12 protein-coding genes and 2 pseudogenes are annotated in these 13,431 nt (G+C 58.5%); 6 read left to right on the top strand and 8 right to left on the bottom strand.

From position 1 onward, the window contains the following. Nucleotides 1-26 precede the first annotated feature (26 nt). Nucleotides 27-716, bottom strand: a complete 690-nt coding sequence (locus tag R4P95_RS00340) for a tellurium resistance protein (RefSeq protein ID WP_317746805.1) — start codon at nt 714-716, stop codon at nt 27-29. A gap of 123 nt (nt 717-839) precedes the next feature. Beyond that, a complete protein-coding gene (locus tag R4P95_RS00335) occupies nt 840-1,253 on the bottom strand; it encodes a CoA-binding protein (RefSeq protein ID WP_317746806.1) in 414 nt (137 codons plus the stop codon). Between the two features lie 89 nt (nt 1,254-1,342). Here R4P95_RS00335 and R4P95_RS00330 point away from each other — a divergent pair. Continuing rightward, a pseudogene (locus tag R4P95_RS00330) lies at nt 1,343-1,772 on the top strand (transposase); the annotation flags it as partial. Nucleotides 1,773-2,530: 758 nt separating this feature from the next. Here R4P95_RS00330 and queD read toward each other — a convergent pair. The 3 genes from queD to queC are packed head-to-tail and all read right to left on the bottom strand — an operon-like array spanning nt 2,531 to nt 4,240. Then, nucleotides 2,531-2,905, bottom strand: a complete 375-nt coding sequence (gene queD, locus R4P95_RS00325) for a 6-carboxytetrahydropterin synthase QueD (RefSeq protein WP_317746868.1) — start codon at nt 2,903-2,905, stop codon at nt 2,531-2,533. Between the two features lie 8 nt (nt 2,906-2,913). Further along, nucleotides 2,914-3,549, bottom strand: a complete 636-nt coding sequence (queE, locus tag R4P95_RS00320; RefSeq protein ID WP_317746807.1) for a 7-carboxy-7-deazaguanine synthase — start codon at nt 3,547-3,549, stop codon at nt 2,914-2,916. Between the two features lies 1 nt (nt 3,550). After that, nucleotides 3,551-4,240 carry a 7-cyano-7-deazaguanine synthase QueC gene (queC, locus tag R4P95_RS00315; protein ID WP_317746808.1) on the bottom strand — a complete coding sequence of 230 codons (690 nt, stop codon included), beginning with the start codon at nt 4,238-4,240 and terminating at the stop codon, nt 3,551-3,553. 107 nt (nt 4,241-4,347) lie between these two features. Here queC and R4P95_RS00310 point away from each other — a divergent pair, with 107 nt between their 5' ends. The 4 genes from R4P95_RS00310 to dbpB (R4P95_RS00295) are packed head-to-tail and all read left to right on the top strand — an operon-like array spanning nt 4,348 to nt 8,705. After that, entirely contained in the window at nt 4,348-5,238 is an 891-nt protein-coding gene (locus R4P95_RS00310) for a hypothetical protein (RefSeq protein ID WP_317746809.1), read from the top strand. Next, nucleotides 5,235-6,374 carry a DGQHR domain-containing protein DpdB gene (gene dbpB / locus R4P95_RS00305; RefSeq protein WP_317746810.1) on the top strand — a complete coding sequence of 380 codons (1,140 nt, stop codon included), beginning with the start codon at nt 5,235-5,237 and terminating at the stop codon, nt 6,372-6,374. The genes R4P95_RS00310 and dbpB (R4P95_RS00305) overlap by 4 nt, the downstream gene beginning before the upstream one ends. After that, the gene (dpdA, locus tag R4P95_RS00300) at nt 6,371-7,615 is read left to right on the top strand and encodes a tRNA-guanine transglycosylase DpdA (RefSeq protein WP_317746811.1); all 1,245 of its coding nucleotides are present in this window, start codon (nt 6,371-6,373) and stop codon (nt 7,613-7,615) included. Before dbpB (R4P95_RS00305) ends, dpdA begins: the two co-directional genes overlap by 4 nt. Further along, nucleotides 7,608-8,705: a DGQHR domain-containing protein DpdB gene (dbpB, locus tag R4P95_RS00295; RefSeq protein ID WP_317746812.1), complete on the top strand. Its 1,098-nt coding sequence runs from the start codon at nt 7,608-7,610 to the stop codon at nt 8,703-8,705. The genes dpdA and dbpB (R4P95_RS00295) overlap by 8 nt, the downstream gene beginning before the upstream one ends. A gap of 106 nt (nt 8,706-8,811) precedes the next feature. On the opposite strand, the pseudogene R4P95_RS00290 reads toward dbpB (R4P95_RS00295), so the two are convergent. The 3 genes and pseudogenes from R4P95_RS00290 to R4P95_RS00280 all read right to left on the bottom strand — a co-directional run bounded on the left by R4P95_RS00290 (nt 8,812) and on the right by R4P95_RS00280 (nt 12,721). After that, a pseudogene (locus R4P95_RS00290) lies at nt 8,812-9,956 on the bottom strand (IS3 family transposase). A gap of 364 nt (nt 9,957-10,320) precedes the next feature. Next, nucleotides 10,321-11,181: an HNH endonuclease signature motif containing protein gene (locus tag R4P95_RS00285; RefSeq protein ID WP_317746813.1), complete on the bottom strand. Its 861-nt coding sequence runs from the start codon at nt 11,179-11,181 to the stop codon at nt 10,321-10,323. Beyond that, a complete protein-coding gene (locus R4P95_RS00280; RefSeq protein ID WP_317746814.1) occupies nt 11,174-12,721 on the bottom strand; it encodes a hypothetical protein in 1,548 nt (515 codons plus the stop codon). The genes R4P95_RS00285 and R4P95_RS00280 overlap by 8 nt, the downstream gene beginning before the upstream one ends. Nucleotides 12,722-12,945: 224 nt before the next feature. Here R4P95_RS00280 and R4P95_RS33470 point away from each other — a divergent pair, with 224 nt between their 5' ends. Then, nucleotides 12,946-13,320 carry a helix-turn-helix domain-containing protein gene (locus tag R4P95_RS33470; RefSeq protein WP_397517745.1) on the top strand — a complete coding sequence of 125 codons (375 nt, stop codon included), beginning with the start codon at nt 12,946-12,948 and terminating at the stop codon, nt 13,318-13,320. Nucleotides 13,321-13,431: the final 111 nt, after the last annotated feature.

Raw genomic sequence — 13,431 nt, 5'->3', positions numbered from 1 at the left:
ATCAGAACCGGTAGGGCCCGCGCCTGTCACTTGCGGCCGGCTGCCCACTTCATGCCCCAGCTGTAGGCCTTGTCGAGGTCGGCCTGGCTGCCTTCGATGTAGTTCACTTCGCGGGTCACAGTGATGCCCTGACTGGTGTTGTGCAGCATCGCGATGGCACAGATGCGAGCGGAGCTGTTCGAGGAGTCGAGGCGAACCTCCACCTCGGGACCGCTGGTGGGGTACAGGGTGACGACGCCGTCCACTGCGGCCCAGTTGGGTGCGCCGTCGTAGATCATCGCGAAGATGAGGATGCGCTTGAACATCTCCGGGCGATCCAGATTGATATGCATATTCTCGCCGCCGGTCACGGTGCCGGTGCGGTCGTCTGCGTCGAGCTTGATGAACGGGGCGTCCTGCAGCGAACCGAAGGTGTTGCCGAGTGCCTGGACCACGCCCTTCGATCCGTCGGTGAGTTCGTAGAGGCAGCCGAGGTCCAGGTCGATGCCGGTGTTGCCGCCCGCGGCCGCCGCGAGCTTCGCGAAGAAGCCGGTCTTCTTCGGTTGCGGCGTCACGCCAGTGGACCAGTTCAGGTTGACCCGCATCGCGCCCTGCCGCTCACCCGACTTGGTAAGGCTGACCGACGGTGCTGCCTTCGACAACGTCACCTTGCTCAAATTGACACCGCCCTGCGGTGCGGCCGGGGTGGAGGGGCGACGGGTGTAGTCGATGGCCATGGGTAGAACCTTCCGTTTGACGACCGGGCACCGTGCAGGATCGCTGTCCGATTTGCACGGTTTCGGTCCAGGGTAGTCATACGTTCGAAACTGCCCGACTCGACCTACACCGGGATCAGCGAGTCAGCTCCGCTTGTTCCACTCGATTGCCGGGCACGTATCCATCACCATGGCCAGTCCCTTTTCGGTTGTGCGTCGGAACGCTTCTTCGTCGATGACGCCGAGCTGGAACCACACGCCTTTTGCCCCCACTTGGACGGCTTGGTCAGCGAATTCCCCCGCAGCATCGGACTGACGGAACACGTCCACGACATCGATGGGAAACGGCACGTCCGCGAGAGTGGGGTAACCCTGCTCGCCCAGCACCGTCGGGGCGGTGGGGTGGATGGGAACGATGCGTTTGCCGCGTTCCTGCAGCAACTGAGCGATGCGGTACGCCGTCCGTTCCGGATTGCCGGAGAGTCCGACTATCGCCCACGTCTCCCAGTCGTAGAGCATCGACGAGATGGACTTGGGGTCCTGCCAAGAGGTGTTCATATCGCAAACCTAATACTCACCTGCGGACTCATAGCGTGTCTGATGTGGATGAAGTGATATGTGGGACAGATTGACGCGTGGTAGGTGGCAGTGGACGCGCGTGGCGGCACCTGCCGCCCTTCTTCGGAGTCACAGTTCCGACGGCGTATCGATGCTTCAGCACCTGGATGCGGGCCGGGGTGTGCGAGAAACTCCATCGCGAGGTGCTCGACTGGGTCGGTACCGCGGGCGAACTCGACTGGTCACGAAGCGAATCGAACCCCACTGGCTGTGGTTGTGACCGAGGCGAACACGCACGACAGCACGATGCTGCAGTCATTGGTGGTGATCCCGGCCGTGGAGCCCCGGTGTGGCCCGCACCGCCGCAAGCCGGGGGAAGATCCGCGCCGACAAAGGCTACGACTACGACGAACATCGCCGGTGTTTACGCGAACGCGGCATGGCTCCGCGGATCGCTCGTCGCGGCATCGAGAGAAATGATCGACTGGGCGGTATTCGTGGAAGATCGAACGCACTATCGCCTGGCGCACCGAATACCGACGCCTGACCATCCGCTACGAACGTCACGGCGAACACTTCGCCAAATTCCTTTACCTCGTCCCGCACTACCTGCTTCAAGCAACTTTCCACGTGAGACACGCTCTACAGGTATCGGTATCCGATCGAGGTGGTCGGATATGCCGTGTGACTGTATCGCTTGTTCGCGTTCGAGCCTGCGCGACGTCGAAGAACTCAAACTCGCCCGCGGCGTGGTGGTCAGTTACGAGAACATCCAGACCGTACCTGACACTGAATCATTGAGGGGTGGTCAGTCTCTACGTCGTCGGAATCGATGCGTACATCGTGGTACGTCGCGTATTCGCATACTTCCGTCCAGTCACGATGCCTCCGGCGACGGTCAGCGCCATGGTCAACCTTGTCGGATCTGGTTGGGGGCCCGCTGCGAATGCTGCGAACGTGGGTGCGTTCAGAATGAGTTCACCTGTGTACCAACGCGCACGATGTGGGAGATGAATGCATGTCCTTGATTGCGCTTGCGACTGAGTTACATCGTCAATCTCGGCGACCGCGAAATCGATGAGCATTAGAACGTCATCCCTTATCACCCAGACTCCGGAGTGCGGCCTCGTTCCATGGGTATTCGTACGCGAGATGAACATGTCGCCCGGGATCAGGGGCACGAGCGCGTCCAGCAGCGAAAACTGGATACCGTCAACGAAAACTGTTTCCGAGACTTGCGGATGCATGTGCTCTCTCCGGAGCTGATAGGTGCGAATCTAGCTTGTGAGGACGGCGCGAGTTCCGCGATATGTGCAGCCCGAGGTGCAGGTCTCGCGGACCGTGACCGCGGTCAGCAGCGGAAGGTTCTCTTCGAGTTCGTCCCAGATCCACTTCGCGAGCACTTCGCTTGTGGGGTTCTTAAGGCCTTCGATGTCGTTCAGATAGTAGTGATCCAGTCGTGCGACAACAGGATTGACGATCGACTTGAGGTCACCGAAGTCCATGACCCATCCGAACTGTTCGTCGACGGGACCGGCTATGTGGACGGTAAAGCGGTAGGAGTGGCCGTGCAGGCGTGAACACTTGTGCCCATCTGGAACGTTGGGCAGTCGATGTGCGGCTTCGAAGTTGAACTCGCGGAAAATTTCCATTTGCTCGGTCATGGTATCCCTAGAAACTTGTGTGTTTGGAGACTTAGTTGCCACTTCGGGTGAGTCATGCAGTATTCGACAGCCGAGGCGGTGTTCGCCGCCACCTCGTCGCCGTCCATGGGTTGAAGGCGAAAGCTCTTAAAAGCCAGGCTTTCGTATAGGCGGGGGTCGCTACCGACCTGCGGGAAGACCAACTTCAGTTCGTCGCCGGATTCGACAATCAACTCGGCGCCCTGCTTCGGACTCACACACAGCCAATCGACACCAGGCGGTGGCGTCTGCGTGCCGTTCGTTTCAACGGCGATGTAGAAGCCACGTTCATGCAGTGCCGTAGTCAGTGGTTCATCTAGTTGAAGCAACGGTTCGCCGCCGGTGCACACGACCATTCGATGGTCGGTGTCCGACGAAGGCCATTTGTCGGCGATCGCCGAGGCTAAGTCGGACGCGGTAGCAAACTTTCCACCCCCCGGACCGTCTGTGCCGACGAAGTCTGTGTCGCAGAACTTGCAGATTGCGCGGTGCCGATCGCTCTCACGACCGGTCCATAGGTTGCAGGAAGTGAATCTGCAGAAGACGGCAGGCCGGCCGGCGTGCATGCCTTCACCCTGGAGCGTGTAGAAGATTTCTTTGACCTTGTAGGACACTTCACACTGCCTGATAGGTGAGGGGATCCGATTGGCCGGCCTCGGAGAACCCCTTCAGCCTTAGCAGGCAGGAGTCGCAATGGCCGCAGGGGCGTCCCTGTCCGTCTGGGTCATAGCATGATGAGGTAATGCTGTAGTCGACTCCAAGGCGCAGTCCGGTCGTCACAATTTCGGCCTTCGACATCGAGATCAGCGGTGTGTGGATCCGGAGTCGGGCGCCCTCGACTCCGGCACGTGTCGCCAGGTTGGCCATGTCTTCGAATGCCCGGATGAACTCTGGTCGGCAGTCGGGGTATCCGGAGTAGTCGAGTGCATTGACTCCGATGAAGATGTCCTGGGCGGCGACTGTCTCGGCATAGGCGAGTGCGAACGAGAGGAAAATGGTGTTCCTGGCGGGGACGTAGGTCGAGGGGATGTCCTCGGTGACGTCCGTGACGTCGGCGTGCTTGGGAACATCGATGTCGGCGGTGAGTGCGGATCCTCCGAACGTCCTCAGGTCGATGTCGGTGATCACGTGGCGTTCGACGCCGATCGTCTCGGCTACGCGACTGGCCGCTTCCAGTTCGACGCTGTGCCGTTGCCCGTAGCGGAAGGACAGCGCGTATGGCGTAAATCCCTGTTCACGGGCGATTGCAAGGACGGTGGTTGAGTCCAGGCCGCCGCTGAGTAGCACAACCGCTGGGGTTCCCATGATCTTTCCTCCTGAAGATGTCGGCCGGTGATGGAGCATATCGGAAACTGCATGTTCGAGTAGATCCGGTTGTAGTGTAGTTTCGGGGTCCGACAGAGGGAGGTGGAGTGCGTAAACTCGCGATCGTTGTCAACTGCACAGAACGGAAGTCTGTGGCTCCCGACGCGTCCCTGCAGGCACGCAGCCTGCCCGCAGGAGATGTCGGACTTCGATTCTCGGCCTGGAAGTCGCGCGTGACGACCGCCGGCGACCTGGTGCCACTCGCCGACCTCTATCAGGGCGAAGCGTGGGTACAGGCACGTCTACTGCATCGCGAGTGTACGGCGGCCGGTTTCGCGGCATCGTTGATGGTTGCGTCCGCGGGTCTCGGTCTGCGGCCCGTTTCCCAGATGGGCCCTGCCTACGCGGCCACCTTCTCCGGTGGTCACGCTGACACCGTCGCTTCCGGGACGATTGCCCGCCGGGCGTGGTGGCGTGCGCTCAGCGGCCTCGACGATGCGCAGACCCTCACATCGATCGCCGCACCCAGTGTGTTGTTGGTGCTCTCGGAGAACTACGCAAAAGCGATGGACGACGACCTGGTCGGACTCGCCCACGGTGGTCGTGACGTTCTGCTGGTAGGGGGTGCCAGAGATATTGACGGTTTGCCGCGCATACCTGCCGACCGGGCCCTCCGCGCGTCCCTTGGCGGCACCGCGTCGAGTATCGGCCACCGAATGGCGCGGGCGTGGGTCGCCCGCCGAACGTCGAAGTCGATCTTCGACAAGCGAGACCTTTCCGGGTTCTCGACATGGCAATCCCGCGTCCGAAAAGTCGAAGTCTACGAGCGTAAACCTGTCACCGATGTCGAGCTCCGACAACTGATCATGCCCCTGCTTGCGAACGACGCATCGCTGTCGGCGACCCGTGCGCTGCGCCACCTACGCGACGCAGGTATCGCCTGTGAACAAAAGCGCTTCCGCCAGATCTTCCTGACCGTTAGTGAGGAGTCGGCATGACAGACGACGCAAAGCACCTCGAACGTCGTGCACTGAGAATCCAACAGAACGACGCGATGCCGGTGTACCTGTTTGCGCTCGCGGCCGAGGAGATCGACCTGGTTGCCGACGTTGCACGGATCTCGCGAGACGACGCCGGGAAACTGATCGGTTATCAGCGGCCGGAACGCCGCAGCCACGTCAAACAAATTCTCGATTACCTCAACTCGGGCGAGGTTCTCTTTCCGAACGGACTGATCCTCGCTCTCCCCGAATCTGTTCGCTTCCGGTCAAGCCGAGGCCCGAGCACAAGTGACGGACTCTCGTCGGCCGGCACACTCGAAATCCCCTTGCCCACACATGACACCGATCCACGACCGGCATGGATTGTCGACGGACAACAACGCAGTTTGGCGCTCTCCCGCACCACGAACAAGCGGATGCCCGTCCCCATCGCGGGCTTCGTCGCTCCCACACTCGCGATGCAACGGGAACAGTTCCTTCGGATCAACACGGTCTCGCCGCTGCCTCCGAACCTTGTGACCGAACTTCTACCGGAAGTCTTTGCAGCGCCCTCTCCGCGACTTTCCGCCCGCCGCCTGCCGTCGGCGCTTGTCGACATGCTCAATCAGGACCCGGACTCGCCATTTGCCGGCCTGATCAAGCGGGCATCGACCGATATTGACGACCGACGAAAGAGCGTGGTCACAGACACGGGGTTGGTTGAAGCCCTCAAGGAATCTCTTGAGTCTCCCTCTGGAGTTCTGTTCCCATATCGGAACATGGCGACGGGATCGACCGATACCGAGGGGATTCGCAAACTTCTCCTCACATATTGGACCTCCGTTCGCGATCTGTTCCCGGACGCGTGGGGCAAGCCGCCTACGCGGTCCAGGCTGATGGGCGGGGTCGGAATCCGTGCAATGAGTCGGTTGATGGATCGAGTCATGGCCCATGTAGACGTGAACTCGCCCACCGCATACGAGACCACCAAATACGAGCTGACACGCATCGTGAATCGGTGCCACTGGACGAGTGGAACCTGGGATGAGTTGGGCTTGCCGTGGAATGAACTGCAAAACACCCCGCGCCACATCTCGGCTCTCTCGAACTTTCTGGCGCGAGCGTACGTCGAGGCACGCATGGAGAAGAAGTGAAGTTTTACTTTCCTGATAGCCAAGACCTGGTCAGTCCGACATATGACTTCGTTCACGACGAGTACTCGCCGTTGCGCGTTCGTCAACGCGACGACCGCTATGCGCACGAAGTGCTGTCTGCGCCTGCCTACGATGGAATCCTCGTATCTAAGGCGATCGTTGATGGCTCCGTTAGCGGCCCCGGCAAATACTCGATGCCCCAACGGCAGCGTCTCTACCGACTAGGCGTCCGCGGGTTCTTTCGTCTGCCGGACGGGGTCGAGACGCTAGGGGACTGTGGCGCGTTCAACTACGTAAACGAACCGGAACCGCCATATTCGGTTGATGAGGTACTCGACTTCTACGAGCAGTGCGGGTTCGAGGCCGGCGTCAGCATTGATCACATCATTCTCGGCTATCAACGACCTGGTCTTATCAACTTCGAACCACCGGACGAGTGGGTCAACAGGCGCCGGATATCGCTGCGTTACGCCGAAGCATTCATCGCGGAGGCAAAGAAGCGCAAGTCTTCTGTTGAACCGGTCGGAGCTGCCCAGGGGTGGGATCCCGCGAGTTACGCCGACAGCGTCAAGGAATTACAGAGGATGGGGTACAAGCGCATCGCACTCGGCGGTATGGTGCCGTTGAAGACACCCGACATTCTCGATTGTCTGAAAGAGATCGATAAGATTCGGCGCAAGTCGACGAAACTGCACCTTCTTGGAATAACGCGGGTCGACTCCATCGAATCGTTCGCGTCATACGGCGTCTCCAGCTTCGACAGCACGTCGTCCTTCCGTCAGTCCTTCATGGACGATCGCGACAACTACCACACCGCCACCACAACCTATGCCGCAATACGGGTGCCTCAGGTGGACGGCAACGTAACGCTCAAGCGTGCAGTTCTGTCGGGGAAGGTCGCGCAAGCTGAAGCGGTCAAGGCTGAGCGTGAGTGTCTTGCACGACTTCGCGCATTCGACCGTGGAGCATGCACGGTGGACGAAGCGCTGGCAGCAACGATTGCGTACGAAAACGTTGTCGGGGTCAAGAAGACGTACGACGAGCAGTATCGGCGGACCCTCGAACATGCTCCGTGGAAGGCCTGTCAGTGTGGTCTCTGCGCAGAGCATGGGATCGAGATGGCGATATTCCGAGGGACCGAACGCAACAAAAGACGAGGGTTTCACAACTTGTCGGTGCTCGCAGAGAAGATGTCGGTGTTGCCTTGTCGGGCTACGAAGCGGAAGGGAAAGCATGGCTGACAAGTACGAGGTCCGGGTTCCTGCTCTGGAGGTTAAGCAGGGTAACCGCCGCATCTATTGCTTCGCGGTCGATGGTAAGAAGTTGCACGACTTCACGACCGTGTCGAGGGTCAACCGTGGCAATGAAGGCGACCTGTCGGGTTACCAGCGACCGGAGGTGCTCAGCCATATCAAGGCGATCCGTCGATACCTGGAGTCGGACAATGCCATGCTGCCCAACGCGATCGTGCTCGCCTTCGATTCGCGCGTAGAGTTTAAGCCGTCGAGGTCCCGTCGGACCGTCGACTACGCCACACCTGGGGAGTTGGTGATCCCTGTCGACGAGAGTCTCGACGAAGCCGAGAAACCGGCCCTGCTGGTCGATGGTCAGCAGCGTACTGCTGCGATCCGTGACGCGGATCTAGCTGAGTTCCCTGTGGCTGCAGTCGGGTTTATTGCCGATGGCGCGGAGGAGCAGAGATCGCAATTCATCCTGGTGAACAACACGAAGCCCTTGCCAAAGGGGCTGATTCACGAATTGCTGCCGGAGACGACCGGCTATCTGCCTCCGAAGTACAAGCGCCGCCAGTTGCCTGCGCAAGTGATGGTTCGACTGAATATCGATACGGATAGTCCTTTTTTCGGTGCCATTTCTACCCCGACCTCGCCCGACGGTTACATCAAAGACAACAGTGTGCTCAAGATGATTGAGAACAGTCTTTACGACGGCGCGCTCTACCAGTATCGAAACCCGGAAGACGGTACCGGCGACATTGAGCAGATGGTTCTGCATCTCAAAATTTTTTGGGGCCTCGTCGAAAGCACCTGGCCGATTGAGTGGAAGCAACTTCCCCGAAAGTCTCGACTCACGCACGGCGTGGGAATTCAGTCGATGGGTTATGTAATGGATTCACTCACCGACGGAAAGTTGGCGGATGATCTTCCGTCAGCTGGACTGGATCGTAAACTCGCGGATCTCAGTGATGTCACGGCGTGGATGAGTGGTACGTGGCAACTGGCGCCGGGCGACGACCGACGGTGGAACGCACTGCAGAACACGCCGAACGACGTCAAACTCCTCACCAATGTGCTGTTGCGGTCTCTGAGGTAGCCTCGCACGCTTTTCGGTCAGCGCACTTTGGGACACGTCGGAGAGGTTGGCAGGTCCCCGATAGTCGGTCCGGTTGTTTCTAGAGCCGGTTCCTACGTGCAGTCGATCAGTCGATCTCGCACGCCACGGGCTGGTGCCGGTGGGTGCATCCGGCAGCGTACTCGGCAGGAGTCTTGTAACCCAGCGCCGAATGACGGTGTCGATGATTGTGGTCGTTCTTGAAGTCCTCGATCACCACGCGGGCCTTGAGCAGCGTAGGCCCGTAGTTGCGGTTCAGGCACTCATCGCGCAACCGGTTGTTGAACGACTCGATGAACCCGTTGTTCCATGGCGTGCCCGGCGGAATGTAGGACACCCCCACCGACCCAGCGCAGAAGGCCCGCAGTGCCTCGGAGATGAATTCGGGCCGATTGTCCATGCGCAATACCAGCGGCGGATCACCCCACATCGCGAACGCCTTCTCCAAGCCCTCGATCAATCGGTCGGCGGTGATCGAGCGGTCCACGATGTTCAGCAACGACATCCGGGTGTGCTCGTCGACCATTGACGCGATCTTCACCGTCTTGCCGTCGACGGTCGAGTCGAACTGGAAATCCAATGCCCACACAATATTCGGAGCATCCGCGTCGACGATCGGAACGGAGGACTGGCCGGCACGTTTGCGGCGTGGGGCACGCCGGACTTGCAGTCCTTCCTCCTTCCACAGGCGGTGAACCTTCTTCTTGTTCACCTCGACGCCCTGGTCGTAGCGCAGCCACGCCCACGCCCGACGGAACCCATGCCGCGGATGCTTGCGGGAATACCCGCGTAGCTCTGCGCGCAGATCGGCATCCGGGTCGTCCGGTGTCTGCGCCAACGGCAGCCGCCGGTAGGCGGATCGGGAGAGCCCAACGACCTTGCACGCGAACCGCTCCGACATCTGCATGGTGCCGGTGAGCAGGGTGATCGCGGCGCGTTTGGCGGTCGGGCTCAGAATTTTCCCTTGCCGATCTCCCGCAGCGCGTCCTTCTACAACTCGGCATCGGCGAGCAACCGCTTGAGCCGGCTGTTCTGCTCCCGTAGCTCTTTGAGTTCCTTCGCGGCGTCGGCGTCCATACCCGAGTACTGGCGACGCCAGTTGTACAGCGTCGCCGCCGACACCTCGAGTGCGGCGGCGATCTCCTCGCCGTTCTTGCCTTCCGCGGCCAACTCGTCGGCTCGTCGCAGCTTGCGAACGATGTCCTCCGCCGAGTGACGTTTGCGTCCCGCCATGATCCCTATCGTCCCTTCTTCGCCCTGACCAGGGCAATCAGGACTCTAGAACAACCCGGACCTAATCAAGGGGGACACGCCAAGGTCATTTCTCCCGTTTCAAGTCAGCCAACGCGTTCTTGCTGGTTTACAGTGCTGGATTGGCCGTGTTTTTCTTGAGTCGAGGGGCGGTCCGATTGCCAGCTATGCTGGCAATCCCCGACATTGCCAATCGCGACCGCACTACCCACACGTGGTGTCCGCATTACTATCGTGTGCGACACGCCGGGTAGTCAGCCGTAACTGTCCGATCCGAGCGATAAGAACATCTCCGAAGGCTCATAGACCGAGTTTCCACGCTCAAGTTCAAAGGCCCTTGCGCGTGCTACACCCCACCTATGCATGGGTAGCAAACCGCGCGCAAATTGCTAATCACAGCGAGTCCGGTTTCGCAAACCTTGCGAATGGTCAATTCGCTATCCTCCTGTTCGCATTGGGAACATTGGAATTCGTCTCGACGCAGCACTCTATAGGTAATCATGGCCGACTTGGCGACGACACCTCCTGGAACCTCAACTCCTGTCGAGTGTCGCGAGATGGGAAGTTGTGTTCCCAATTCGACTTCGTGTTTAAGGTGCATTGGAGCGCCGTCTGCCTTCCCCTCGTTGCAGAATCTGCAGAGTAATTCAAGGTTGCCGAGTTCGTTTGTGCCGAAGCGAGACACGGGTACACGATGATCCACAGTAGCTTGGAGATGGCGTTCGGGGTCGAGCCAAATCAACTTGTACCGATCTCGCCGTCGCACGGATTCCGCAATCGCCGGGGCCGATTGAAGATCGACCCGACAAGAGCGACAGAGTTTCCCATCTCGCAAAAACAGGGCATCTCGAAACTGACTCACGTCCTCGCGTTGCGTTAGCCATTTGTCTAAAACGCTATCGAGCACGGCGGCAAGTTGTGTCGCGCTTTCTTTACCGGAAAATTCATTCGTAATGAGGTGCTCCTCTATTTTTTCCGCCCTCGACAGTCGTTCGGACTTGGAGTGGGTAATCGCTGACGTGGGGCAGAGGCTAAGTGCGATTCGCAATCGAATGTACTGATCGATATGGTCGTTAATCTCTTTGTCCATTTGCAGTTTGTCGAGTGCCCACTCTCGTATGTATTTTCCTCTCCGATCGGAAGATTCTGTCTCAAGTACCATCCGACTGAGTATTGAGTCCAGTTCTGTTGGCAACTCGTCACGCATCCTTGAAGAGTGAGAAGCTACCGATTCTCTTGCCGTCTGCTGCAGCCACTTTTTGAAGTTGCTCAAGGAACAAAATTCGCCCAGAATTTGTGTCGAGTCCCTTCTTCTTCCATTCTTTCGTAAAGAACTCCTCGGGAAGGGTGCCGAGTGCTGTAGTGGTCGCCTCGTATAATTTGTCCGGGGAAGCGAATGGCGACTCGGCCTGGAAAGGAACGACCTGCTTCAATACTTCGAGGACGTAGGCTTGAAGTTGCAGCAATGCAACTTTCTGAAAGAGTTGACCGTTGCCGCGGCCACTTTCCGCGGCGGCCCAAGCAATTGGGTATTTAACTTTTACCGCTCTCCAGAGGCTGTAAAAGAGACCGAGTCGGCGGCTGTAATCAGGATCTCCCGAATCCCAATCGACTCCCTTCTTGAGAGACTGATAACTCTTCGGGAGTTTGATAAACCGCGCAACGACCTGGTCCATGACATTGTCATCAATGGGCGCGGTATCGCCGTCAAGTCGAAGGGATATGAGATCCTTGAAGGGGCTGTCTGGATCGCTATTCACTCGATAGGTCCATTGAGCCTCGTCCGCTCGAAGACCTGATGTTCTGAACCGGTCGTAAAGGTCGTCGATCTCCCCTTTCGTTAGTGAGGTCGCAATTATTGACCGAAGTTGCCTCTTGTCGAGGGGTTTCGCTTTGTTGTTTAGAACGTAGAAGTTAAAGACCTGTTCGGACAGCTCAAGTCCGGGGACGAGAACGACTGGGAGGATGATTTCTTCGCCTGCAACCTCCTTTGCTCCGAAAATTCGGTGTTGGCCGTCCATGATCAGTCCGGGAACTGACATGGTATGGACAAACTCGTCCATCTCCCTTTTGCGTTTCGGATCCAAATATTCGAATTTCGACAGTTCGGCGTAAAGAGATGAGAGATATGAATCGGGGGCCAAGGCGTCCGTATCGGCCTCGTCATCGAGGGTGGCAATTGGATCAAGGTCAATATCGCCAAAATCGGAGAATTGCAATTCTTCAGAGATTTCAGGAACATTCCGCAACTCCTCGTCGCTAAGCCGTTCGCGTAGCTCCGTGAGAATTTTATGGCGTAGTGAGTTAGGTTCTAATGAATCGGAGGTGATGGTTATCTTGAACTGCCCCGAAGACTCTTCGATGCTAATATTTTCAGTACGAACGGCGATCAATACGGCGGATGGAAGAATATTGTTCGGCGAGTTCTTGAGAAACTTTTCGATTGAGTTGATCCGCCGTTCCTCAAGTTCCCGCTGATAGCCCGCCCGTAGGGTTGTCTTTTTATGCGGCGCGTCTGCCCATTTCGTTATCTCCCGAGCGGGAGCTCCGATCATATAAAATGCGGGCGCTGAAGGCCTCTGTTGAACTCTAATCGCATTGTAAGTGTGTTCTTTGGACGTCATGTAATCCCCTTCGTCGATCCAAACTGCAGACGATAGCGCTGTATACAGGAGCATCTCATATGTTCGCTGGTGCTCTGGGATTGGCTTGGCGCGAGCGTGTTGGGCAATGTCGGATTCGTTCACTCCACCACTCATCACCCACTTCCTAGTAAGTAGAACGTTCTCCTCCAGATCGATACCCGGTCAACCACGATGTCCTCGGTGTACCCCGGGCAGGGCGTGGTAGCGGGCCTAACAGCTAGAACCGAAGAGAAAACTCCGGTTGATGTGTGGTTTGTCTGTGGCCCACAACCAATCCGGAGGTTCTTGTGCGCCACGCTATTGCCTGAACCACGTTTCACGGCCGGGTGCTGATAGTCGATCGGTACCGCGAACGCTGGCCGAAGGCACACATCGCCTCAGCGGTGGGCATTACCCGCAAGTGCGCGAGCAGGTGGATCCGCCGGTGCGAGAACGACGGCGTCGCCGGGTTGCACGAGAAGGTCACGACGACACTCGATGCCGGCGCGGACCAGTGCGGAGACCGGGCTGAACGTGGTCGGATTTCGAAAGTCGAACGACGCGGTCAGGACCGGATCGGTCCCCGAATTTGTGCCGATCTCGGGATCACGCAGAGCTTGTCAACTCCATTGCGCCTTTGTCGGAAGGGGAAATTCGAACGGACATTTCCGGGCCCTCCAAACGGAGCGCGGGTATCGGCACGTGTTCGCCACCAACGATGATTCGGCCGCCGCCCTTGTGCCGAGGCTCGACTACTACAACACTCGACGTCGCCACAGCCACCAATCATGGTTCACCGCGTTCTCCTGGTAGTTTCCCGGTTGTGCTGTTCT

The sequence above is a fragment of the Rhodococcus sp. IEGM 27 genome, from assembly GCF_033142305.1.
Taxonomy (GTDB): Bacteria; Actinomycetota; Actinomycetes; order Mycobacteriales; family Mycobacteriaceae; genus Rhodococcus_F; species Rhodococcus_F oxybenzonivorans.
Note: the sequence above shows the minus strand (reverse complement) of the source record. Positions and strands in the feature narration are given on the sequence as shown.